21 protein-coding genes are annotated in these 22441 nt (G+C 74.3%); 12 read left to right on the forward strand and 9 right to left on the reverse strand.

Annotated elements, in window-relative coordinates; all coding sequences use genetic code 11:
- Nucleotides 1-45: 45 nt before the first annotated feature.
- From ACIQGZ_RS04450 to ACIQGZ_RS04475, 6 genes are all read left to right on the forward strand, one after another.
- On the forward strand, nucleotides 46-1077 hold the full coding sequence (locus ACIQGZ_RS04450; RefSeq protein ID WP_402599294.1) for an alanine racemase: 1032 nt from the start codon (nucleotides 46-48) through the stop codon (nucleotides 1075-1077).
- Nucleotides 1078-1308: 231 nt separating this feature from the next.
- Nucleotides 1309-2526, forward strand: a complete 1218-nt coding sequence (locus ACIQGZ_RS04455; RefSeq protein ID WP_402599295.1) for an MFS transporter — start codon at nucleotides 1309-1311, stop codon at nucleotides 2524-2526.
- Nucleotides 2527-2574: 48 nt separating this feature from the next.
- Entirely contained in the window at nucleotides 2575-3270 is a 696-nt protein-coding gene (locus ACIQGZ_RS04460) for a TetR/AcrR family transcriptional regulator (RefSeq protein WP_402599296.1), read from the forward strand.
- An 84-nt stretch (nucleotides 3271-3354) separates the two neighbouring features.
- The gene (locus ACIQGZ_RS04465) at nucleotides 3355-4008 is read left to right on the forward strand and encodes a class II aldolase/adducin family protein (protein ID WP_402599298.1); all 654 of its coding nucleotides are present in this window, start codon (nucleotides 3355-3357) and stop codon (nucleotides 4006-4008) included.
- A gap of 264 nt (nucleotides 4009-4272) precedes the next feature.
- Nucleotides 4273-5244 carry a sigma-70 family RNA polymerase sigma factor gene (locus ACIQGZ_RS04470; RefSeq protein WP_402599299.1) on the forward strand — a complete coding sequence of 324 codons (972 nt, stop codon included), beginning with the start codon at nucleotides 4273-4275 and terminating at the stop codon, nucleotides 5242-5244.
- 135 nt (nucleotides 5245-5379) lie between these two features.
- A complete protein-coding gene (locus ACIQGZ_RS04475) occupies nucleotides 5380-5634 on the forward strand; it encodes a hypothetical protein (RefSeq protein WP_402599300.1) in 255 nt (84 codons plus the stop codon).
- A gap of 14 nt (nucleotides 5635-5648) precedes the next feature.
- Here ACIQGZ_RS04475 and ACIQGZ_RS04480 read toward each other — a convergent pair whose 3' ends face one another.
- From ACIQGZ_RS04480 to ACIQGZ_RS04510, 7 genes are all read right to left on the reverse strand, one after another.
- On the reverse strand, nucleotides 5649-5993 hold the full coding sequence (locus ACIQGZ_RS04480; RefSeq protein WP_402599302.1) for a hypothetical protein: 345 nt from the start codon (nucleotides 5991-5993) through the stop codon (nucleotides 5649-5651).
- A 182-nt stretch (nucleotides 5994-6175) separates the two neighbouring features.
- Nucleotides 6176-7045, reverse strand: a complete 870-nt coding sequence (locus tag ACIQGZ_RS04485; protein WP_402599303.1) for an S-methyl-5'-thioadenosine phosphorylase — start codon at nucleotides 7043-7045, stop codon at nucleotides 6176-6178.
- 105 nt (nucleotides 7046-7150) lie between these two features.
- On the reverse strand, nucleotides 7151-7495 hold the full coding sequence (locus ACIQGZ_RS04490; RefSeq protein ID WP_402599304.1) for an FmdB family zinc ribbon protein: 345 nt from the start codon (nucleotides 7493-7495) through the stop codon (nucleotides 7151-7153).
- 67 nt (nucleotides 7496-7562) lie between these two features.
- Complete coding sequence (locus ACIQGZ_RS04495) at nucleotides 7563-8870, reverse strand: MFS transporter (RefSeq protein ID WP_402599305.1); 1308 nt, start codon at nucleotides 8868-8870, stop codon at nucleotides 7563-7565.
- A 257-nt stretch (nucleotides 8871-9127) separates the two neighbouring features.
- A complete protein-coding gene (locus tag ACIQGZ_RS04500; protein WP_402599306.1) occupies nucleotides 9128-9790 on the reverse strand; it encodes a bifunctional 4-hydroxy-2-oxoglutarate aldolase/2-dehydro-3-deoxy-phosphogluconate aldolase in 663 nt (220 codons plus the stop codon).
- Between the two features lie 95 nt (nucleotides 9791-9885).
- Nucleotides 9886-11496, reverse strand: coding sequence for an amidohydrolase family protein (locus ACIQGZ_RS04505; RefSeq protein WP_402599307.1), 1611 nt, complete (start codon nucleotides 11494-11496; stop codon nucleotides 9886-9888).
- Complete coding sequence (locus tag ACIQGZ_RS04510; protein ID WP_402599309.1) at nucleotides 11496-12770, reverse strand: alanine racemase; 1275 nt, start codon at nucleotides 12768-12770, stop codon at nucleotides 11496-11498. Before ACIQGZ_RS04510 ends, ACIQGZ_RS04505 begins: the two co-directional genes overlap by 1 nt.
- Nucleotides 12771-12912: 142 nt before the next feature.
- Here ACIQGZ_RS04510 and ACIQGZ_RS04515 point away from each other — a divergent pair, with 142 nt between their 5' ends.
- The 3 genes from ACIQGZ_RS04515 to ACIQGZ_RS04525 all read left to right on the forward strand — a co-directional run bounded on the left by ACIQGZ_RS04515 (nucleotide 12913) and on the right by ACIQGZ_RS04525 (nucleotide 15273).
- Nucleotides 12913-14016, forward strand: coding sequence for a sugar kinase (locus tag ACIQGZ_RS04515; protein ID WP_402599311.1), 1104 nt, complete (start codon nucleotides 12913-12915; stop codon nucleotides 14014-14016).
- Nucleotides 14013-14759: an IclR family transcriptional regulator gene (locus ACIQGZ_RS04520; RefSeq protein ID WP_402599312.1), complete on the forward strand. Its 747-nt coding sequence runs from the start codon at nucleotides 14013-14015 to the stop codon at nucleotides 14757-14759. The genes ACIQGZ_RS04515 and ACIQGZ_RS04520 overlap by 4 nt, the downstream gene beginning before the upstream one ends.
- 109 nt (nucleotides 14760-14868) lie before the next feature.
- A complete protein-coding gene (locus ACIQGZ_RS04525) occupies nucleotides 14869-15273 on the forward strand; it encodes a RidA family protein (protein ID WP_402599313.1) in 405 nt (134 codons plus the stop codon).
- Nucleotides 15274-15307: 34 nt separating this feature from the next.
- Here ACIQGZ_RS04525 and ACIQGZ_RS04530 read toward each other — a convergent pair whose 3' ends face one another.
- Complete coding sequence (locus ACIQGZ_RS04530; RefSeq protein ID WP_402599314.1) at nucleotides 15308-16795, reverse strand: potassium/proton antiporter; 1488 nt, start codon at nucleotides 16793-16795, stop codon at nucleotides 15308-15310.
- A gap of 259 nt (nucleotides 16796-17054) precedes the next feature.
- Here ACIQGZ_RS04530 and ACIQGZ_RS04535 point away from each other — a divergent pair, with 259 nt between their 5' ends.
- Nucleotides 17055-19793, forward strand: coding sequence for a penicillin acylase family protein (locus ACIQGZ_RS04535; protein ID WP_402599316.1), 2739 nt, complete (start codon nucleotides 17055-17057; stop codon nucleotides 19791-19793).
- A gap of 28 nt (nucleotides 19794-19821) precedes the next feature.
- On the opposite strand, the gene ACIQGZ_RS04540 is transcribed toward ACIQGZ_RS04535, so the two are convergent.
- Nucleotides 19822-20469, reverse strand: a complete 648-nt coding sequence (locus tag ACIQGZ_RS04540) for a 5-formyltetrahydrofolate cyclo-ligase (protein ID WP_402599317.1) — start codon at nucleotides 20467-20469, stop codon at nucleotides 19822-19824.
- 93 nt (nucleotides 20470-20562) lie between these two features.
- On the opposite strand from ACIQGZ_RS04540, the gene ACIQGZ_RS04545 reads away from it, so the two are divergent.
- Both ACIQGZ_RS04545 and galU read left to right on the forward strand, forming a co-directional pair.
- Nucleotides 20563-21480, forward strand: coding sequence for a GGDEF domain-containing protein (locus tag ACIQGZ_RS04545; RefSeq protein WP_402599318.1), 918 nt, complete (start codon nucleotides 20563-20565; stop codon nucleotides 21478-21480).
- A gap of 10 nt (nucleotides 21481-21490) precedes the next feature.
- Nucleotides 21491-22420: a UTP--glucose-1-phosphate uridylyltransferase GalU gene (gene galU / locus ACIQGZ_RS04550; RefSeq protein ID WP_402599319.1), complete on the forward strand. Its 930-nt coding sequence runs from the start codon at nucleotides 21491-21493 to the stop codon at nucleotides 22418-22420.
- Nucleotides 22421-22441: the final 21 nt, after the last annotated feature.

The raw sequence follows: 22441 nt of genomic DNA on the forward strand, positions 1-22441 counted from the left end.
GCCCCGGTCACCCACGTACTCACCACCGCAGGAAGGCACATCCGGATGGCGCTCTCGCTCTACGTGGAAACCGCCCGCTGGCGCGCCCACCAGCAGTCGGTGCTGGACGCGTTCCCGGGCCTCGTCCCGGTGGCCAAGGGCAACGGCTACGGCTTCGGCAACCGGCGGCTGGCTGAGGAGGCCACCCGGCTGGGTGCGCCGATGCTGGCGGTCGGCACCTCGTACGAGGCTCGGGATGCCGTGGAGGACTTCGGCGGCGATGTGCTGGTCCTCACCCCGTACCGGATCGGTGAGGACCCGGTGCCGCTGCCCGGCCGGGTGGTCCGCACCGTCGCCAGCGTCTCCGGGGTCCGCGCCCTGGTCGGGCGGCGGGTGGTGGTGGAGTGCATGACCAGCATGCGCCGGCACGGCATCAACCCCGAGGACGTGGCCAAGCTGGGTGCCGCGCTGGACGACGTCCGGCTGGAGGGCTTCGCCCTGCACCTGCCGCTGGACCACCCCGACGGCTATGACCCGGTGCAGGAGTGCACCGCCTGGATCGGGCGGCTGACCGCCGCCGGGCTGCCGATCCCGGCCGTGTACGTGAGCCATCTCTCGGCCGAGGAGCTGGGCCGGCTGCGCGGGCTGCACCCGGGAACGGTGATCCGGCCGCGCATCGGCACCCGGCTCTGGCTGGGCGACCACGGCGCACTGGACTGCCGGGGCACGGTGCTGGACGTGACACCGGTGGTCAAGGGCGACCGCTACGGCTACCGGCAGCTCAAGGCACCGATGGACGGGCACCTGGTCGTGGTGGCCGGCGGCACCGCCCACGGGGTCGGCCTGGAGGCGCCCAAGCACATGACCGGTGTCACCCCGCGCGCCAAGAACCTGGCCCGCGCCGGGCTGGCGACGGTCAACCGCACCGTCTCCCCGTTCAGCTGGGGCGGGCGCAAGGCCGCCTTCGCCGAACCCCCGCACATGCAGGTCAGCATCCTCTTCGTGCCCGGTGACACCGCCCCGCCGACGGTCGGTGAGGAACTGAGGGCCACCCTGCGGCACACCACCACCTACTTCGACCGGACCGTCGACCGCTGAGCCCAGCCGTGTCGGGCGCCGGAACGGGCGCGGGTCGGTCCTCCGGCCCGCGCCCGTTCCGTCTGCGCGTTCGGCCGCACGCCGGGCACCCTCCCGGCCCAAGCCGCCGCGAGTCGCGCGAGCATGGACGCAACGTTGCGTCTCCCGGGTTACCGTGGTCGGGACGCCGCATCCGCCCCGGGCCGGGGTGAGAGCCTGCCCTGCCCGCCGACGTGCCCCGAGGAGCCGTCGATGTCCGCCACCCATGCCGCACCCGGCGCGGAAGGGGCGACCCCACCCGGGCCCGCCGTCTGGGCCGTGCTCACCTTCGCCTTCTGGATCTCCATGGCGGGCACCACCATGCCCACCCCGCTCTACCCGCTCTATGTGCGCGCCTTCGGCTTCTCCGACCTGACCATCACGGTGATCTTCGCCGTGTACGCGATCGGTGTCGTTGCGGGACTGCTGGTCTTCGGGCGGCTGTCCGACCAGATCGGCCGCCGGCCCGTGGTGCTGCTCTCCCTGCTGCTCTCGGCGGCCGCCGCCGTGTTCTTCATCGTGGCCCACGGGCTGGCCATGGTGCTGGTGGCCCGGATGCTCTCCGGCTTCTCCGCCGCCCTGATCACCGGCGGCGCCACCGCCGGGCTGCTGGACCTGGCGCGGCCGGAGCGCCAGCGGCGGGCGGGCACTGTCGCCATCGCCGCCAACATGGGCGGACTGGCCGGCGGCAACCTGCTGGCCGGCGTGCTCGCGGAGTGGGCCGGCAGCCCGCTGCGACTGCCCTGGATCATCGACCTGGCCCTGGTCGTCCTGGCACTGATCGGCTGCCTGTGGCTGCTCCCGGAGACGGTGGAGAGCCCCACCGGATTCCGATTCCAGCTGCAACCGCTGCGCGTCCCCGGCGCCATCCGTGCCGTCTTCCTGCGGACCTCGCTCACCAGCGGCTCGGGCTTCGCGGTGACCGGCCTGCTGGGCTCGGTCACCGGCCTCTTCCTCGGCGGGGTGCTGCACCTGACCGACCAGGCGCTCACCGGTCTGATCGTCGCCGTGGCCTTCCTCTGCACCGCGCTGGGCCAGCTGGCCGCCGGGCGGCTGCGGTCCGACACGGCCCTTCCGACGGCCTGCGCGGGCCTGGTGGCGGCCGCCGTGCTGATCGCCGTCGCGCTGCTCGCGGAGCAGCTCGCCCCGCTGGTGGTGGGCTCCGCCCTCACCGGCCTGGGCACCGGCGTCGCGATGAGCAACGGCCTGGGTGCGATCAACGCGGCCACCCCGCCACAGCAGCGGGGAGAGGTCGTCTCCACCTTCTTCGCCATCCTCTACCTGATGTTGTCGGTCCCGGTCGTCGGCGTCGGCGTCCTCGTCCAGCTGACCAATCTGCGCATCGGCGGCGTGGTCTTCAGCGCGGGCGTGGCCCTGCTCGCGGCCGGGGTCGCCGCCGGGACGCTGCGCTCCCGGCGGTCCGCCGACTGAGCGGGAGGCGCCAGGGGCGCGTGGGAGAATGAGGCCCACCCCCGACCCTTGCCGAACGACCCCGCGAACCCGGAAGGACCCAGCGCCATCGACAGCATCCGGCCCCCCGCCGCCCCCGGGGCCAAGCGGTCCGCCGCCTCGGCCCGCCGCAGCGAGAGCGCCCGGGTCGCGGTGCTCAGCGCGGCCGACGACCTGCTGGCCGAGCGCGGTTTCGACGGGGTGACGATCGAGGGCATCGCGGCCCGCGCCGGAGTGGCCAAGCAGACGATCTACCGCTGGTGGAAGTCCAAGGCCGAGATCCTCTACGACAACCTGCTCCAGGACGCCGAGAAGGAGCTGGTCTGGCCGCAGCCGCAGCCGCAGCCGCAGCCGCAGCGCACCGCGCCGGCCGATGCGCTCAGAAGCTATCTGCGCACCTTCTGCGCCTTCCTCTGCACCGCCCCCGCCGGGCGGGTGCTCCAGACCCTGATCGGCCAGGCGCAGCTGGACCCCGGCGCGGCGGCCACCGTCAGGGACGGCTTCCTGCGCGAGCAGCGGGCCCGCGACCTGCGGCGGATGCACGAGCTGCTGCCCGACCTCGGCGTGGACGCACCCACCGAGCAGCAGGCGGCCGAAGCGCTGGACGCCCTGCTCGCGCCGGTGTACTACCGCGTCCTGGTGCTGGGCGAGCCCGCCGACGCCGCCTTCGCCGACGCCCAGGTGGACCTGCTGCTGGCCCGGATCGCCGCCCGGCGACCGGCCTGACCCGACGCCGGAGGCGGCGGCCCCCGGCGCCGACCGGACCGGCCCGGGGCGCCGCACCCGGGCCCCGACCCCGTAGGGGGAGCCGTGCTGCTCGCCGAAGCCCGTACCGAGATCGTCCGCCATGCCCGGCGGCTGCGCCCCGACGGGCTGGTCGTGGGCACCGCCGGGAACCTGTCGGTCCGGGAGGGGAAGCTGCTGGCGGTCACCCCGAGCGGCGTGGACTACGACGAGCTGACACCGGAGCTGATCGGCGTTCACCGGCTGGACGGCAGCGCGGTGGAGGCGCCCCTGCCGCCCAGCAGTGAACTGCCCTTCCATCTGGCCGCGTACCGGGCCACCGGCGCCGCCGCCGTGGTGCACACCCACTCCGTGGCGGCCACCGCCGCCGCCTGCCTGGACGGCCTCTCGCAGCTGCCCCCGGTGCACTACTACGCCGCGATGTTCGGCGGCCCGGTGCGGATCGCGCCGTACCAGACCTACGGCAGCGTGGAGTTGGCGGCCGGGGTGGCCGCCGCGCTGGCCGGGGGCAGGAGTGGCTGCCTGCTGGCCAACCACGGCGCGGTGACCACGGGTGCCACGCTGGCCGCCGCCTATGGGCTGGCCCAGCAGCTGGAGTGGCTCTGCGATGTCTATCTGCGCACCCGGGCGGCGGGGCTGCCGCGTGCGCTGGACGAGGCGGAGTTGGAGCGGGTGGCCGCCAAGCTCGCCGGGTACGGTCGGCGGCCGGCTTCTGGTTGAAGTGGAGGGCGGACGCCTGGGTAGGCGCATGCCATGGAGGGGGCCGGACGCACAGTGCGTGGCCGTGTGAGTACGGTGTGTCCGACTGCCAGGCGAAAAGCCGTCAGGATACTGCATCAGTCCAAGAAATTGATCGCTCTGGGAATGATGTCCGGATTCTGCCCGTTGAATTGTTACGTCAGTGCGGGGCCGGGACGGACCCGCGCCGGAGAGTGAAGGCAAACCGGCACCACAAGCACCGGCAATACAAGCAAGGGAGCACGCATGGCCACCCGTGCCGTCGTTCGCGACAAGGCCGACCGGACGCGTAGCGCCCGCCCGGCCACCCATGAGGCCGACCGCGACCTCGTCGGCATGTACCTCGACGAGATCGCCAGGACGCCTCTGCTCGACGCCGCTCAGGAGGTCGAGCTGTCCCTGCGCATCGAGGCGGGCGTCTACGCCGAGCACCTGCTCGACGAGGGCGCGCTGCCCAAGGGCATCACGGAGGAGGAGCTGCGTGCGATAGCCGACGACGGCGACCGCGCCAAGGACGTCTTCATCCGCTCGAACCTGCGGCTGGTGGTCGCGGTCGCCCGGCGCTACCCGCGCAGCGGCCTGCCGCTGCTGGACCTGATCCAGGAGGGCAACGCCGGCCTGGTGCGGGCGGTCGAGAAGTTCGACTACGCCAAGGGCTACAAGTTCTCCACCTACGCGACCTGGTGGATACGCCAGGCCATCACCCGCTCCATAGCCGACCAGTCCCGCACCATCCGGCTCCCCGTCCACCTGGTGGAGGAGCTCGGCAGGATACGGCGGGTGCAGCGGGAGAAGTCCAAGGAACTGGGCCGCGAGGCCGAGCCCGCCGAGGTGGCGGCGGAGCTGGGCAGCAGCGAGGAGCGCGTCAAGGACGTGCTGGACTGGGCCCGCGACCCGGTCAGCCTCAATATGACCGTGGACGACGAGGGAGAGACCCAGTTCGGCGACCTGGTCGAGGACACCGCCGCCGTCTCCCCGGAGGACGCCGTCCTGGTGATGCTGCGGCGTGAGCAGCTGGACGACCTGATCGGCCGACTGGACGACCGGACGGCATCCATCATCCGCTCCCGCTACGGTATGGAGGACGGCCGTGAACGCACTCTCACCGAGGTGGGCAAGCAGCACGGCCTCACCCGTGAGCGCATCCGGCAGATCGAGAAGCACGCCCTCGCCGAGCTCAAGCGCATGGCCAGCCACTCGGGCTTCGAAGCAGCCTGAGCGTCCGATCCCGAGCCCCGGCGCGCCCGTCGCGCACCGGGGCTCGCGGCTGCCCGGCGGGCGTCGGCGCCTACCCTGGGGGCGAGTGGCCGCCGCAGGCGGCGTGGCGGGCACGGAGACGGCAGGACGAGGACGATGAGCGACGACCGCGATGACGAGCGGAAGCAGCAGCCGGAACAGAAGCAGCAGCCGGAGCAGGAGACGGCGCCGCTGACCAGGGCGGAGCAGCCGCGACCCCGCCGCCCGCTCCCGGCGGGGCTGGTCTTCGACGACCCGCTGGACCGCCAGACCTCCGACGACACCGACACCGGCTGGGGCGGCCCGCCGCAGTCCACCGGCGGCCGTGACCTGGAGTGGTACCTGAGCCAGAAGCCCCCGCACCACGGCTGACCGCACTCCCGGGCTCACCGGGCCACCCGCCCACCGCCCGCAGGCGCACCGCCCGTACGGTGGCCGTCCACGCAGTGCGGCGCCGCCGCACCCGCTGGGCCCGGTCGGCCGGAGGGCACGCCGGTGCCGTACAGCGGCCCGACGGCCAGCGCCGCCACCGCCGCCAGGCCGGCCGCCAGCGGCCCGGGTCGGCCCCGGACGGCCTGTCGCAGCCGGTGCCGCCGACCGCAGCCCGCCCGGATCGGTGGGAAGGACGGCACGGCGCGGCGCGGCGGCACCTCGGACCCGCGCCCGGGGGCGGCACGGCGGCCGGTCGAGTGCCGGGGGCGGTCGGGGACGGCGTCAAGGGTCGGGCTCATGGCACACCACCTGGGTTCGGGACGTCGAGGGACGTCCCGATCACGGTGGACCCGCCGCCACGCCCCCACCAGCCCCACCCCGGAAGCTGTGGAAAACCCCGGGCTATGGATAACTCCGTTCACCCACAAGGGGTGATTCCGGCCGGATCGCTTGACCGGTCAGCGGGTGCGGCGGGATGCCGTCAGAGCCCGAGCCCGGTCTCCAACCCGTCCAGCGCATGCGAGCAGATGCAGTCCCGCTCGGCCGGCAGCCCCGCCACCACGTCGAACAGCACCGTGCGCAGCCGCCCCACGTTCTGCGCGAAGACCGCCAGCACCTCGTCATGGGTGACGCCCTCGCCGGTCTCCACCCCCGCGTCCAGGTCGGTGACCAGCGAGATCGAGGTGTAGCAGAGCCCCAGCTCCCGGGCGAGCACGGCCTCCGGGTGCCCGGTCATCCCGACCACCGACCAGCCCTGCGCCGCGTACCAGCGCGATTCGGCACGGGTGGAGAAGCGCGGCCCCTCGATGACGACCAGCGTCCCGCCGTCCACCGGCTCCCAGTCGGAGCCGCGCGCCGCCGTCAGGGCCACCTGCCGCCCCACCGGGCAGTACGGGTCGGCCAGCGAGACGTGCACCACCGCGGGCACCCGCCCGTCGGCCAGCGGCACGCCGTCGTAGAAGGTCTGCACCCGGCCCGAGGTGCGGTCCACCAGCTGGTCCGGCACGACCAGGGTGCCCGGACCGTACTCGGGGCGCAGCCCGCCCACCGCGCACGGCCCCAGGACCTGCCGGGCGCCGAGCGAGCGCAGCGCCCACAGGTTGGCGCGGTAGTTGATCCGGTGCGGCGGCAGGTGGTGGCCACGGCCGTGGCGCGGCAGGAAGGCCACCCGCCGCCCGCCGACCTCACCGACCACCACCGAGTCGCTGGGCGGCCCGTAGGGGGTGTCGACGGCCACCTCGGTGACGTCGTCCAGGAAGGCGTAGAAGCCGGAGCCGCCGATCACCCCGACATCCACCGGAGCGATGTCCACGGGGGAGCCGGCCGTACGGTTGCTGCTGGTGTCCGCCATGGTGGGAAGCCTAGCGGGGCCCGTCGGGACGGGGTCCGTCAGGACAGACCGAAGGCCCCGCCCGGCCCCCGGAGGGGTCGGGCGGGGCCGCCGCGGATGCGCGGGTCAGGCGGCGGGGGTGCTGCTGCTGCCCGAGGAGGAGGTGCTCGACGAGCCGCCGCTGCTGCCGCTCGACGCGGACTTCGACGACGAGTCGCCGCCGCCCGTGCCGGAGCCCGACGACGCCGAGGCGGGCGTCGCGGCGGGCTTGGCCCCCACCGCGCTGCTGGAGCTCGACCTGCTGTCGGTGCGGTAGAAGCCGGAGCCCTTGAAGACCACACCCACGGCCGAGAAGACCTTGCGAAGGCGGCCCTGGCACTCCGGGCAGTCGGTCAGCGCGTCGTCGGTGAACTTCTGCACCGCCTCCAGGCCGCTGCCGCACTCGGTGCACTGGTACTGGTACGTCGGCACTTGCTTCCTCCTGGCACTCTTACCTGATGAGTGCTAACGACCTTCAATGATGAGGCATTCCGCGCGTTCAGTCCAGCGCGGCCGATGTGAGGTGCGTCGTGGCCGCCTCCACCGGCCCCCCGCCGTGCGCCGCCGTACGGCCCCCGACCGCCGGGCCGGCCAGCAGGCCGCGCAGCGCCAGCAGCACCGCGAAGGCCGCCCCGGTGCCCGCCACCGGCACCAGGAACCCGGCCCAGGGCCCCACCGAGTCGGCCAGCTGCCCGGCGACCGTGGAGCCCACCGCCAGGCCCAGCCCGATGGCGCCGGTCAGCCAGGTGAACGCCTCGGTCTTGGCGTCCGCCGGGACCAGCGTCTCCACCAGCGTGTAGCCGGTGATCAGGTTCGGCGCCACGGCCAGCCCGCAGACCAGACCGGCCGCCGCCAGCGCGACCAGGTTGGGCATCGCCCACAGCGTGCAGCAGCCCAGCACCAGCACCAGGTAGCCCAGCACCATCCGCTGCTGCGCCGAGCGCCGCCAGGAGGCCATCCCGTACAGCACCCCGGAGAGCATGGAACCGCAGGCGAAGACCCCGTACACCACGCCGCTCAGCCCCGGCCGCCCGTCCTGCTCGGCGAAGGCCGTCATCGAGACCTGTACGGCGCCGAAGACCGAGCCGATGCCCAGGAAGGCCAGCGTCAGCAGCCGCGCCCCGGGCACCGCCAGCGCCGAGGCCCGGCGCTCGCCCGCCGCCGGGCGGGGGTGCCGGGCGGGTGCGGTACGGCGCTGCGCGGCGAAGGCCAGGCCGCCGCCGACGGTGAGCGCCGCCTCGGTGATCAGCCCGGCGGGCGGTGCGACGGCGGTAGCCAGCGCGGTGGCGATCACCGGGCCGATCACAAAGGTGAACTCGTCGGTCACCGACTCGAAGGCGAAGGCGGTGCCCAGCATCGGCCCGCCCGCCGACCCGTCCGGACCGCCCAGCCGCACCACCCAGCGGGCGCGCACCATCGCGCCGATCTGCGGTACGGAGGCCCCGGCCGGCGCGGCGGCGGCGAACAGCGCCCAGACCGGCGCGCCGCTCAGCGCCAGCACGATCAGCGCGGTGACCGAGACGGCGTGCAGCAGCACGCCGGGCACCAGCACCGCCGCCTGCCCGAGCCGGTCGGCCAGCCGGCCGCTCTGCGGCCCGACCAGGGCCTGTGCGACGGCGGCCACGGCGGCGACGGTGCCGGCCGTGCCGTAGGAGCCGTGGGTGTGGTGCACCAGCAGTACGGTGCCCAGGCCGAGCATCGCGTAGGGCAGCCGGGCGGCGAAGCCGGGGACGAGAAACGTCCAGGCGCCGGGGGTGCGCAGCAGAGCGCCGTAACCCGCGCCTTCGACCGTTCGGCGAGCCGTCACGGTCGGTCCTTCCTGCTGCCTGGTAGCGCGCCCGGGTACAGCTGTGCCCCGGGCGCACCGAGAGCCGTCCTCAGGTGCGCCGACCGGGGTAGATACCAGGGCTCCGCCCGCCGGCCGGAAGGGTCGGGCCGGGGCGCGGACCACGGCCGCCGAGCGGTCGCGCCGGCTCTGCGTCAGGCAGATGTCACAGAGTCCAGTCGTGGTCGTACGTAGGCGCATTCTACCGAGGGTGGCGCGCGGCCGTCACCGCGCGCCGCTCAGCCGGACGCGAGCGCTGCCGTGAAGGCCAGTGCGCGGCGGGTGATCCCGGCCCAGTCGCCCGCCGCGACCGCGTCCGGCGGCAGTACGTCGGTGCCCGCGCAGACGGCCAGCGCGCCATGGGCCAGGAAGTCGGCGGCGTTGGCGGCGCTCACCCCGCCGGAGGCGACCAGCGGCACCCCGGGGTAGGGCCCGGCCAGGTCCTTGAGGTAGCGGGGGCCGAACGCCCGCGCCGGGAAGACCTTGACCGCCGCCGCGCCCAGGTCCAGCGCCTGGGCGACCTCGGTCGGGGTGAGCGCCCCGAGGATCACCGGCACCCCGGCCGACCGGCCCGCCGCCGCGACCGGGGCGCGGCAGCCGGGCGTCACCAGGAAGTCGGCCCCGGCGTCCAGCACCGCGTGCGCCTGCGCGGCGGTCAGTACGGTGCCCGCGCCGATCCGGCAGCCGGTGCCGGCGGCGGTCGCGGAGCGCAGCACGGCCGGCAGCCCGGGGGTGGTGCAGGTGAACTCCACCCAGCGGATACCCCCGGCGGCCAGTGCGGCGCAGAGCGCCGGCGGGTCGGGCACCAGGGGGGCGCGCACCACGGCGATCACGCGGTCGGCGGCCAGCCCGGGGAGCGGCCCGGCGGCGGTCCGGGGCGGGTTGTCGTCGGCGGGGGTCACCGGGGGCGTGTCCTTTCGGCGGGGTCGGGGCCGGCGGGGGGCACCGGGGCTGTCGGGGTCACCGGGGCCGTCGGGGTCACCCGGGCTGTCGGGGGTCACCGGGGCCGGGTCCCCTCGGCGGTGCGGCGCAGGGCGCGGCCGGGGCGGGCGCCGGTGGGGCGCCCGGCGTCGAGCACGGGGACGCCGCCGACCAGGACCTGCCGGATGCCGGCGGCGGCGCGGCGCGGCTCCTCGAAGCTGGCGGTGTCGGCCACCGTCGCCGGATCGAAGAGCACCAGATCGGCCGCGTACCCGGGCCGCACCAGACCGCGCCGGTGCAGCCGCAGCCGCCGGGCGGGTCGGCCGGTCATCCGGGCGACGGCCTCCTCCAGGGTGAGCACGCCCAGCTCGCGGACGTACCGGCCCAGCAGCCGGGGGAAGGTGCCCCAGGCCCTGGGGTGGGGCCGGTCGCCCACCAGCAGCCCGTCACTGCCGACGGTGTGCGCCGGGTGGCGCAGCACCGCGCGCACGTTCTCCTCGTGGCCGACGTGCTGGAGGACCGTGGTGCCCAGCCGGTCGGCCAGCAGCAGCTCCAGGAAGACCCCGGTGCCGTCCGTGCCCCGCCGGGCGGCCAGTTCCGCGACGGTGGCGCCCACCGTGTCCGCGAGCGCCGGGTCGCGTACGCCGGAGATCTGGACGGTGGCCCAGTCGGTGACCACGCCGTGGCAGCCGTCGCTGCCGGTCACCTCCATGGCGTGCCGGATGCGGGCGCGGGCGGCCGGGTCGCGCAGCCGGGCGAGGGTGGCGTCGGGGCCGCCCGCACCGGCCCAGCCGGGCAGCAGCGCGGCGAGGGTGGTGGAGCCGGGCAGGTACGGATAGCTGTCCAGGCTCAGGTCGACGCCGTCCGCGGCGGCCGCGTCCAGCAGGGCCAGCAGCTCGCCCGCCCGGCCCGCGTTGACGTCGAAGTTCATCGTGGCGTGGGCCAGGTGCAACGGGCAGCCGGACCGCCGGGCGATCTCCACCATCTCGGCGTACCCCTCCAGCGCGCCCACGCCGTAGGACCGCTGGTGCGGGCAGTGGTAGCCGCCGTACGCCGCGACCACCTCGCAGAGCGCCACCAGCTCCGCCGTCCCCGCGTACATCCCGGGGGTGTAGGTCAGGCCGCTGGACATGCCCACCGCGCCCTCCCGCAGGCCGTCCGCGACCAGCTGCCGCATCCGGTCCAGCTCGGCGGGGGTGGCGGGCCGGTCCTCCCAGCCGACGGCGAGCATCCGGACCGAGCCGTGCGGCACCAGGTAGCAGGCGTTCACCGCGATCCCGGAGCGGTCGAGCCGGTCCAGGTACTGGCCGACGGTGCGCCAGTCCCAGGCGAAGCCCGGCGGATCGCCGTTCCAGCCGGCGATCTGGCGGCGGGTGGCGGCCAGGGTGCGGTCGTCCACCGGCGCGTACGACAGCCCGTCCTGGCCGAGCACCTCGCAGGTGACGCCCTGGGTCACCTTGGCCGGGTGCTCGGGCTCGACCAGCAGCCGCAGATCGGAGTGGGCGTGCATGTCGATGAAGCCCGGCGCCAGCACCAGCCCGTCGGCGTCGGCCGTCCGGCCGCCGCCGCCCCGGCCGGGCGCGGTGACGGCGCTGATCAGCCCGCCGGTGACCTCGACGTCGGCCCGGCGGCGGGGGGCGCCGCTGCCGTCCACCACGGTGGCGCCCCGGAAGACCAGATCCGCCATCAGAAGTACGTCCGTACCAGGTCGACCACGCGTGGCCGGTCGGCGTCCGCCGAGTCCAGCACCGGGATCAGCGACCACTTGTCGAGCGCGGTGCACGGGTGGGAGAGCCCCAGCCGGACCACGTCCCCGATCCGCACCGCCGCGCCGCGCAGGAAGGTGTGCTGGTCGTTGAGCGCGGTGACCGCGCCGCCCGGCGCACCGCCGCCGCGCACCAGCTGCGGATGCGGCAGCCCCTCGTCGTACGGCAGGTCGCGCTTGCCCGCGTCCAGCAGCGCCAGGCCCGGTTCCGGCCGGGAGACCACCCGGGCCCAGCCGTGCATCGCGGAGCGCAGCGGCCGCCCGGCGCCCCGGGAGAGCGGTGAGAGGCCCCGGTAGAAGCCGTCGTCGTGCACCAGGTAGGCGCCGGAGCGCAGCACCACCCGGACGCCCGGCCCGGCGGCCCGGCCCAGCACCTCCGCGACGGTGTCGAAGTAGGCGCTGCCGCCCGCCGTCAGCAGGACCTCGTCGGCGTCCTCGAAGCTCCCGTCGTGGCGCAGCCGCTCGTACAGCGCCAGCAGGTCCGTCAGAAAGCCCCGGACGGCGGCCAGTCCGGCCGGTCCCGCGTCATGGGCGAGAGCGCCCTCGTACCCGGCCAGGCCGATCAGCCGCAGGGTGGGCGCGGCCCGCACCGCGCGGGCCACCTCCCGGGCGTCGGCGGCGCTGCGGGCGCCGGTACGGCCGCCGGGGGCGCCCAGTTCCACGCAGACGTCGACCGGGCGCCCGGCGCCGGCCGCGCGCAGTGCCGCGTCCATCAGCCGCACCGAGCGCACCGAGTCCACCCAGGAGGTGAAGGCGAAGCCGGGGTCGGCGTCCAGCTCGGCCGCCAGCCAGGCGAGCCCGGCCGGGTCGAGCAGGGCGCCGGCCAGGTGGACGCGGCGCAGGCCGAAGGCGCGGCCGACCCGGAGCTGCGGCAGGTTGGCCAGGGTGATGCCCCAGCAGCCGGCCGCCAGCTGCCGCTGCCAGAGCGCGGGCGCCATGGTGGTCTTGCCGTGCGGGGCGAGGTCGACCCCGGCGGCGGCGCACCAGGCGGCCATGGTGTCCAGGTTGTGGCCGAGCGCGGTGGCGTCGAGGGTCAGCAGCGGGGTGCCGAGGTCGTCCAGGGTCGGCCGGGTCGCCAGGTACTCGGTGACCGTGCTGCCGTGGGCGGCGGCCGGGACGGCCTTGAACCGCCAGTCCAGCCGCTCCCGCCCGAGTGCGGCCACCCGGTCCTCGTCGATCCCCGCCGGGTCCGCCATCCGCCCAAAACCCTTTCTGACCTGGGAAGTTGCACCATTCGCAACCAGCATTGCGTTTTCTGCCCGCCGTGATCTAACCTCAGGGCCCGACGCCGGTCAATGCGGCCGCGCGATCGCGGCGCGGACGAGGGGAGCACCACCGGTGGCGGACGGGAGACCGGGCGGCCCCCCGGCCGCGGTGTGCGTGGGCGAGTCGATGGCCGTGCTGGTCGCCGACCGGCCGGGCCCGCTGGAGCACGTACCCGCCTTCCACCGCACGGTGGGCGGTGCCGAGTCCAATGTGGCCTGCGGGCTGGCCGCCCTGGGCCGGCCCGCCGCCTGGATCAGCCGAGTCGGCGCGGACGGCCTCGGCCGCCACCTGGTGGCGGAGCTGGCCGCCCGGGGCGTCGACACCTCCGCCGTCGCCGTCGACCCGCACCGGCCCACCGGCCTCTACCTCAAGGAAGTCGGCTCCGGCGCCGACGACCCGTACAGCGGACATCCGTACGACCCCGGCCCCGGCCGCAGCAGGCCGCACTACTACCGGGGCGGCTCGGCGGCCTCCGCACTCGGCCCCGAACTGCTGGCCGACCCCGCCGCCGCCGCGCTGCTGGCCGCCGCCCCGCTGGTGCACCTCTCCGGCATCACGGCCGCGCTCTCGGACAGCTGCCTGGCGCTGCTCCGCGCCCTGCTGGCCCGGCCCCGCCCCACCGGACGGACCGTCAGCCTGGACCTCAACTGGCGCCCCGCCCTGTGGCACGGGCGCGACCCCGGGGTGCTCCCCGGCCTGCTGGACGCGGCCGACCTGGTGCTGCTCGGCGCCGACGAGGCCGCCGAGGCACTGGGCACCGCCGACCCGGCCGCCCTGCGCGCGCTGCTGCCGCACCCGGCCACCCTGGTCGTCAAGGACGCCGAGCACGCCGCCACCGCCGTCGCCCGCGACGGCGGCACGGTCACCGAACCGGCGCTGCGGGTGGAGGTGGTCGAGGCCACCGGCGCCGGTGACGCCTTCGCGGCCGGCTATCTGACGGCGCTGCTGCGCGGCCTGGACCGGCGGCGCGGGCTGCGGCTCGGCCACCTCTGCGCCGCCGCCGCCCTCACCGTCCCCGGCGACCACGCGCCGCCGCCCCCGCCCGCCGCCGTGGACGCGCTGCTGGCGGCCTCGCCCGCCGACTGGGCCGCCACCCGGGTCACCGCCGCCGGCATCGACTCACCGGCCCTGGGCCCCCCGAATGCCGACAACGACCCGCCCGGAGGCGCCCGATGAGCCAGACCGTGGAACGCGCCATGCTGCTGCTGCACGAGCTGGGCGAGGGCGAGCGCACCCTGGACGAGCTGGCGGCCGTGCTGGCCGTGCACAAGACGACCGTGCTGCGGCTGCTGCGGCCGATGGAGGACGCCCGGATGGTGCAGCGCGACGCCGCGCACCGCTACCGGCTCGGCCCGCAGCTGTTCGCGCTGGCGGGCCTGGCGCTGGAGCAGCGCGGCGTACGGGCCGTCGCCGCGCCGCAGCTGGCCGCGCTCAACGCGGAGACCGGGCAGACCGTGCACCTGGCCGCGTACGAGGGCGGCGAGGTGGTCTACATCGACAAGTACGACTCCCGGCACCCGGTGCGGATGTACTCCCGGATCGGGCTGCGCGCCCCGCTGCACTGCGCGGCGGTCTCCAAGGTGCTGCTGGCCGACCTGCCGGAGGCGGAGCGGCGCCGGGTGGCGGCCGGGATCGAGTACACCCCGTTCACCGCGCACACGCTGGCCACGCCGGGTGCGCTGCTCGCGGAGCTGGCCGAGGTGCGCCGGCGGGGGTGGGCGGCGGACCGGGCGGAGCACGAGTCGTTCATCAACTGCGTGGCGGCGCCGGTCCGCGACGCCACCGGGCGGGTGATCGCGGCGGTGTCGGTCTCCGTACCGGACCTGTTGCTGACGTACGAACAGGTGCTGGAGCTGCTGCCCCGGGTCCGCGAGACCGCAGCGGCCGTCTCCGCCGACTGCGGCCTGGCCCCCACCTGAGCGTGCCGCTCGACCCGAACCCCGCCCACTCCGAACCCCGCCCACCCCGAACCCCGCCCACCCCGAACCCCGCTCAGTCCGAACCCCGCCGACCCGAGAGGACCCCCGCATGACCGAGAAGACCGAGATCCGCACCGACGGCGCCCCCGCCCCCGCCTGGGTGTTCTCCCAGGGCGTCCGCAAGGGGCCGCTGCTCCAGGTCTCCGGCCAGGGCCCGCAGGACCCGGCCACCGGCGCCTACCTGCACCCGGGGGACGTCCGGGCGCAGACCCGCCGCACGTTGGAGAACGTACGCGCGGTGCTGGAGGCCGGCGGGGCCCGGGTGGCGGATGTGCTGATGTTCCGGGTGTACCTCACCAAGCGGGAGGACTTCGGCCCGATGAACGAGGTGTACGGGGAGTTCATCGACGCCCATGTGGGGTCCGGCGTGAAGCCCTGCCGCACCACCGTCTTCGTGGAGCTGCCGCATGAGTCGATGCTGGTGGAGATCGACGCGCAGGCCGTGCTGGACTGACGGCCGCGCGCCCCGGGGGCGCCGGGCGCCCGGGTCAGCCCTGGGTGCCCAGCCAGCCGGCCAGCTTGCCGCCGCGGTCGACGGCGCGCAGCCGCCGCTCGGCCGCGTCACGGACCTGGTCGGTGGCGACCACCAGCAACTCGTCCCGGGGCCCGAGCACGGTGGCGGGCACGGGGACGAAGCTGGTGCCTTTCCTGACCACCAGGGTGACCGCGGAACCGGCCGGCATCCGCAGCTCGCCCACCTCCACGCCGACCAGCCGGGACCCCTCCTGGATGGCCACCGAGAGCAGATGGCCGTGCAGCTTCTCCAGCGGCGCCGACTCGATGCCCAGGTCCTGCCCGATGGAGTGCCGGGAGACCTTGAGCCGTTTGGCGACCCAGGGCAGCGTCGGCCCCTGGATCAGGGTGAAGACGACCACCAGCAGGAAGACCACGTTGAAGACCTTGCGGGCGCCCGGCACATCCGCCGTCAGCGGGATGGTGGCCAGCACGATGGGCACCGCGCCGCGCAGTCCGGCCCAGCTGAGCAGCGCCTGCTCCCGCCATGGGATGCGGAACGGAAGCGTCGACAGCAGCACCGACAGCGGCCGGGCGACGAAGACCAGCACCAGCCCCACCACGATGGCCGGGAGCAGCGCGTCCCGCATGGTGTGCGGGGTGCCGAGCAGTCCGAGCAGGACGAACATGCCGATCTGGGCGACCCAGGCCAGCCCGTCGGCGAAGCCCCGCACCGCCGGGCCGTGCGGCAGCCGGGCGTTGCCGAGGATCACCGCCGCGACGTACACGGCCAGGAAGCCGGAGCCGTCCAGCAGCGCGCCGCCCGCGTAGGCCAGAACGACCAGTGCCAGTACCGCGATCGGGTACAGACCGGAGGCGGGCAGCGCGACGTGCCGCAGCCCCAGGACGCCGAGCCGGCCCACCACCAGGCCGATCACCAGACCGATCGCCAGTTCGGCCAGGATAGTGCCGAGCAGTGCGTACCAGGAGTCGAGCGGCTCGGTGGTGGCGAAGGCGACCACCAGGATGACCACCGGCGCGTCGTTGAAGCCGGACTCCGCCTCCAGCAGCCCGGTCACCCGCTTGGGCAGCGGCACCCGCCGCAGCACCGAGAAGACCGCCGCCGCGTCGGTGGACGACACCACCGCGCCGATCAGCAGCGAGAGCCGCCAGTCGAGCCCGACCAGCCAGTGCGCTCCCAGCGCCGTCACGAAGACGCTGACCGCGACGCCCACCGTGGCCAGCGCGCTGGCGGCCGGCAGGCTGGGCCGGATGTCCTGCCACTTGGTGCCGAGACCGCCCTCGGCGAGGATCACGACCAGTGCCGCGTAGCCCAGTACCTGGGTGAGCGCGGCGTTGTCGAAGTGCAGTCCGAGGCCGTCCTGCCCTATGGCGGTGCCGATGCCGAGATAGAGCAGCAGGCTGGGCAGACCGGTGCGGGTGGCGAGTCGGACGGCCGCCATGGCGACGATCATGATGGCGGCGAAGACCAGGAGCAGCAGGTTGAGGCGGTCGACGGTCACGCAGGGGCACCTCACTGGAGTGGCGGGCGTGGCGGGCACAGCTGGTGTTGCGGGAGGCCGGAAAGTACGGCCGGGAAAAGGATCGTTATGCGGCCTAACAGTTTACCTGTTCTTGGTACATGGAGGGAACGGTCAGCCGGGCCCGGTAACCTCCCTCTGACCCCACGTGCGTGCCGGTTCCGCCGATCCACCTAGGGTGGGGCCCCAGGCCGGCGCACCCGGGAGGTACGCCGAAGAGGACCCCCTGCCAAGGACACAGATGCCCCGCTCGAAGAAGTTCCGGCGCGCTCGCCTGATCGTGATCGTGCTGGCCCTGCTGCTGGTCGCCGGCGCCGCCACCGGCGGCTGGTTCGGCGTGCGGACCGTCCGCGCCTCCTATCCCCAGGTGACCGGCTCCGTCCGGGTGGCCGGCCTGTCCGGCCCGGTCGACGTGGAGCGCGACGCCAACGGCATCCCGCAGCTGTACGCGGACACCCCGGAGGACCTCTTCCGCGCCCAGGGCTACGTACACGCCCAGGACCGCTTCTGGGAGATGGACGTCCGACGCCACATCACCTCCGGCCGGCTGTCGGAGATGTTCGGCAAGAGCCAGGTCGACACCGACTCCTTCCTGCGCACCATGGGCTGGTCCCGGGTGGCCCAGCAGGAGTACGACACGCAGCTCTCCGCCACCACCAAGAAGTACCTCCAGGCCTACGCGGAAGGGGTGAACTCCTGGCTGGCCGAGCACCCCGGCGGCTCCGCCGCCTCCCTGGAATACACCCTCCTCGGCGCCGTCAACCGCAGCTACACGCCGGAGAAGTGGACCCCGGTCGACTCCGTCTCCTGGCTCAAGGCGATGGCCTGGGACCTCAGCGGCAACATGCAGGACGAGATCGACCGCTCGCTGCTCCAGGAGAACTTCAGCACCGAGCAGGTCGGGCAGCTGTACCCCGCCTACCCGTACGACCGCAACGGCACCATCCTGAAGACCGGCACCGTCGCCGCCGGCGGCTACGTCCCGGCGGACTCCGGCAGCGGCGCCGCCGCCGGGGGGCAGCCCGACACCACCACCCAGGCCCGCGCGCTGGTCGGCAGCCTGATGCAGGACGTCTCCGGCAAGGTCGGCTCGGTGCCGCAGCTGCTCGGCGCGAACGGCCAGGGCATCGGCTCCAACTCCTGGGTGGTCGCGGGCAGCAAGACCACCACCGGCAAGCCGCTGATGGCCAATGACCCGCACCTGGGCCCGGGTATGCCGTCGATCTGGTACCAGATGGGCCTGCACTGCCGCTCGGTCGACGCGTCCTGCCCGTTCGACACCACCGGCTACACCTTCTCCGGCATGCCCGGCGTGGTCATCGGCCACAACCAGAAGATCTCCTGGGGCTTCACCAACCTCGGCCCGGACGTCGCGGACCTCTACCTGGAGAAGATCACCGGCACCGACACCTACCTCTACGACGGCAAGGACGAGAAGTTCACCGTCCGCAAGGAGACCATCAAGGTCGCCGGAGGCAAGAACGTCGAGATCACCGTGCGGGAGACCAACAACGGCCCGCTGATCTCCGACCAGAGCGAGACCGACCAGAAGGTCGGCAGCTACGCGCCGGTCGGCAACGCCGCGCCCGACCGGGGCACCACCGGCTACGGCGTGGCCCTGCGCTGGGCCGCGCTCACCCCCGCCAAGACCATGGACGCGGTCTTCAAGCTGGACCGGGCGCAGAACTTCAACCAGTTCCGCGACGCCGCCAAGGACTTCGCCGTCCCCGCGCAGAACCTCATCTACGCCGACACCGACAACCACATCGGCTACCAGGCCCCCGGCATGATCCCGGTCCGCGACAAGCGCTTCGACGGCACCTACCCGGCCCCCGGCTGGGACCCGGCGTACCGCTGGAAGGACAAGGCGATCCCGTTCAAGTCGCTCCCCTGGGCGTACGACCCGCCGTCCGGCTACATCGTGACCGCCAACCAGGCCGTCGTGGACGAGTCGTACCCGTACCTGCTCACCAAGGACTGGGAGTACGGCACCCGCGCCAAGCAGATCACCGACCTGATCGAGAGCAAGCTGAAGAACGGCAGCAAGATCTCGCCGGACGACATGCAGGACATGCAGTTGGACAACACCAGCGTGATGGCCAAGACGCTGGTGCCCTACCTGCTGAAGATCGGCATCAAGGACTCCTACGTCCGCGACGCGCAGGACCTGCTCAAGGACTGGAACTACCACCAGGACTCCGGCTCCGCCGCCGCCGCCTACTACAACGGCGTCTGGCGCAACCTGCTGCTGCGCGCCTTCGGCGACAAGTTCCCGGCCGACCTGCGGGCCGAGGGCGACTGCCAGCTGGTCGAGCAGAAGGCCGACGAGACGCTGCCCGACGACGCGGTGGGCGGCAAGCCCAAGCGGGTCGAGGAGTGCGGCGTCCGGGACGACGGCACCGCGCAGCCCGACGGCGGCGACCGCTGGATGGAGGTCGTGCGGCAGCTGCTCAAGGACCCCAAGAGCCCCTGGTGGGACTACACCGACGCCTACGGCCGGGTGCACCACGGCCGGGACGCGCTGCTGGCCCAGGCCATGACCGACGCCCGGCAGGAGCTGACCGCCAAGCTCAGCAAGTCCATCTCCACCTGGAGCTGGGGCCGGCTGCACACGCTGACCCTCAAGGAGCAGACGATGGGCAGCGACGACTCCTCCCTCGCCTCCGGCATCGTCCACAAGCTGCTCAACCGGGGTCCGTACCAGCTCTCCGGCGGCTCGGCGGCGGTGGACGCGACCGGGTGGAACGCCGCCACCGGCTATGAGGTGGACTGGATTCCCTCCATGCGGATGGTGGTCGACCTCAGCAACTTCGACGCCTCGCAGTGGATCAACGTGGGCGGTGCCTCCGGCCACGCCTACCACCCCAACTACAACGACCAGACCCAGCTGTGGATCGACGGCCGGCTGCTGCCGTGGGCGTTCTCCCCGGAAGCGGTGAAGAAGGCGACCAAGGACCACCTGGTGCTCACCAAGGGATGACCGGCGGGGGCGAGGAGCGGCGACCCCGCTACTCCTCGCCCGCCGTCGCCGGCCCGCCGTCCCGCACGGGCAGCCGGACCAGCCCGGACGGGGTCAGCACGGCGTCCACCGGCCGGTCGTGCGGCTCGGCCGGGACGGACTCCAGCAGCTCCCCGTCGTACAGCAGCGTCACCAGCCGCGCCCCGGAGCCGGCCGCCGCCAGCCGGGCCAGCACCCGGTCGTAGCTGCCCCCGCCCCGGCCCAGCCGCAGCCCCCGGCCATCCACGGCCAGCCCCGGCAGCAGCACCACGGCGGCCCCGCACACCGCCTCGGGGCCCAGCCGGGGCCCCGACGGCTCCAGCAGCCCCCGCCCGGCCGCCAGCAGCGAGCCGGGGCCCTGGTAGACCGCCCAGTCCAGGTCGTTGTCCGGCAGCAGTACGGGCAGCAGCACCCGGGCCCCGGCCGAGCGCAGCACGTCCGGCAGCGCCCGGCCGCCCGGCTCCGACCCCACCGGCACATACGCGGCCACCGTGACCCCGCCCGTGACCCCGCTCGCGCCCGTGCCCCCGGCCGCCTCCGCCAGCAGGGCCGGCACCCGCGCGGCCAGCGCGCGGGCCGCGCTCTCCCGCTGCCCGGCGGAGAGCGAAACTCGCCGGGCCAGCAGCCGTGACCTCAGAGCGGCTTTGTCGTTGTCCATCAATGGTCCGCTCTCACTTTCGACCGGGGCGGCGGCAGCCGCGGGCACGGTACGGCCCAGTCTGCCGTCCCCGTACGACACCCGGGGCGGCCGGTGACCAGGCACGATCTGACCAGGCACGATCTGACCAGGCACGATCTGAGCAGGCACGATCTGACCAGGCACGATCACGAGAGGCGGCTCGGCATGACCACGGCGGTGCTGGTCCAGGCCCTGGCGGCGCTCAGCCTGCCCACGTCCGCCACCGCAGCGGCCCTGGGCGTGCACACCGCCCGGCTGCGCCGGCGCCACCGGCACGGCGCCGCCCGCACCGCCGAGCTGCGCCGGCGGGTGCGGCGGCTGGAGGCGGCCCGCGCCGGCCTGGAGCGCACCGCCGTCACCGACCCCCTCACCGGCGTGTGGAACTACCGCCACCTCCAGCTCACCCTGGACCGCGAGGTCGCCCGCCACACCCGGGGCGAGCGTCCGCTCGCCGTGCTGCTGCTCGACATCAGCGGCTTCGAGGCGATCAGCGCCGCCCACGGCCACCACCGCGCCCATGCCGTGCTGCGCGACCTGGCCCAGCGGCTCGCCATAGAGGTGCGCCGCGCCGACACCCTGGGCCGCTACGGCGGCGAGGAGTTCCTGGTGCTGCTGCCGGACACCGGGGTGGAGGGCGCGGCCCAGGTGGCCGAGCGGCTCTGCTGGACGGTCCGCCGCCACCGGCTGCTGCTCCCCGCCGAGCCGCCCGGCACCGCCCCCGGCCCGTCCGGTGGCCCCGGCGCGCCCGGTGACGCCGCCGCCCGGCCGGGCAACGGCCTCACCGCCGCCATCGGCATCGCCGTGCTGCCCCGCGACGGCGCCCATGCCGCCACCCTGCTGCGCGCCGCCGACCGCGCACTGCGCGACGCCACCCGGGCCGGCGGCGACTGCTGGCGCGGGGCGCCCGCCCACCGCGACCCGGCCGCCGCGAGGCGTACTCCGATCGAGGATTCAACCCGCACCCAGCTGGGTGTTTCGGCACCTCAGTAGAGTCTCTGGCATGACCAACGCCCGTCCTCACATCACCAAGGCCGTAGTGCCCGCCGCCGGTCTCGGTACCCGCTTCCTCCCCGCCACCAAGGCCACCCCCAAGGAAATGCTGCCGGTGGTGGACAAACCCGCCATCCAGTACGTGGTGGAGGAGGCCGCCGCCGCCGGTCTGTCGGACGTGCTGATGGTCACCGGGCGCAACAAGCGAGCGCTGGAAGACCACTTCGACCGCAACTACGAGCTCGAGGAGCAGCTCACCGCCAAGGGCGACGAGGCCAAGTTGCAGCGGGTCCGCGAGTCCAGCGCCCTGGCGTCCATCCACTACGTCCGGCAGGGCGACCCCAAGGGCCTCGGGCACGCCGTCCTCTGCGCCGAGCAGCATGTGGCCGGGCAGCCGTTCGCGGTGCTGCTCGGTGACGACCTGATCGACCCGCGCGACCCGCTGCTCTCCCGCATGATCGAGGTGCAGCAGGCCCTCGGCGGCTCGGTGGTCGCCCTGATCGAGGTCGACCCGGCGCAGATCCATCTCTACGGCTGCGCCGCCGTGAAGCCGATAGATTGGCAGGGCTCGGGCAAGGACGGCGAGGTCGTCCAGGTCACCGACCTGGTCGAGAAGCCGGACACCGCCGAGGCCCCCTCCAACTACGCGGTCATCGGCCGCTATGTGCTGGACCCGGCCGTCTTCGACGTGCTGCACAACACCGCGCCGGGGCGCGGCGGCGAGATCCAGCTCACCGACGCGCTGCGCACCCTCGCGACCAGCGGCGAGGCCGGCGGCGGGCCGGTCCACGGCGTGCTGTTCAAGGGCCGCCGCTACGACACGGGTGACCGGGCGGACTATCTGCGCGCTATCGTCCGGCTGGCGTGCGAGCGTGAGGACCTGGGCCCGGATTTCCGTAGCTGGCTCCGGGACTTCGTCGGCACGGAGCTCAAGGCGTAAACCTCAAGGCGTAAGCCTCAA

The organism is Streptomyces sp. NPDC092296, assembly GCF_044755465.1.
Lineage (GTDB): Bacteria > Actinomycetota > Actinomycetes > Streptomycetales > Streptomycetaceae > Peterkaempfera.

Excerpts from the sequence above, each read along its gene's own strand:
- ACIQGZ_RS04450 (WP_402599294.1), top strand. The coding sequence starts at position 46 with ATGGCGCTCTCGCTCTACGTGGAAACCGCCCGCTGGCGCGCCCACCAG.
- ACIQGZ_RS04455 (WP_402599295.1), top strand. The coding sequence starts at position 1,309 with ATGTCCGCCACCCATGCCGCACCCGGCGCGGAAGGGGCGACCCCACCC.
- ACIQGZ_RS04470 (WP_402599299.1), top strand. The coding sequence starts at position 4,273 with ATGGCCACCCGTGCCGTCGTTCGCGACAAGGCCGACCGGACGCGTAGC.
- ACIQGZ_RS04475 (WP_402599300.1), top strand. The coding sequence starts at position 5,380 with ATGAGCGACGACCGCGATGACGAGCGGAAGCAGCAGCCGGAACAGAAG.
- ACIQGZ_RS04480 (WP_402599302.1), bottom strand. The coding sequence starts at position 5,993 with ATGAGCCCGACCCTTGACGCCGTCCCCGACCGCCCCCGGCACTCGACC.
- ACIQGZ_RS04485 (WP_402599303.1), bottom strand. The coding sequence starts at position 7,045 with ATGGCGGACACCAGCAGCAACCGTACGGCCGGCTCCCCCGTGGACATC.
- ACIQGZ_RS04505 (WP_402599307.1), bottom strand. The coding sequence starts at position 11,496 with ATGGCGGATCTGGTCTTCCGGGGCGCCACCGTGGTGGACGGCAGCGGC.
- ACIQGZ_RS04510 (WP_402599309.1), bottom strand. The coding sequence starts at position 12,770 with ATGGCGGACCCGGCGGGGATCGACGAGGACCGGGTGGCCGCACTCGGG.
- ACIQGZ_RS04520 (WP_402599312.1), top strand. The coding sequence starts at position 14,013 with ATGAGCCAGACCGTGGAACGCGCCATGCTGCTGCTGCACGAGCTGGGC.
- ACIQGZ_RS04525 (WP_402599313.1), top strand. The coding sequence starts at position 14,869 with ATGACCGAGAAGACCGAGATCCGCACCGACGGCGCCCCCGCCCCCGCC.
- ACIQGZ_RS04535 (WP_402599316.1), top strand. The coding sequence starts at position 17,055 with ATGCCCCGCTCGAAGAAGTTCCGGCGCGCTCGCCTGATCGTGATCGTG.
- ACIQGZ_RS04540 (WP_402599317.1), bottom strand. The coding sequence starts at position 20,469 with ATGGACAACGACAAAGCCGCTCTGAGGTCACGGCTGCTGGCCCGGCGA.
- galU (WP_402599319.1), top strand. The coding sequence starts at position 21,491 with ATGACCAACGCCCGTCCTCACATCACCAAGGCCGTAGTGCCCGCCGCC.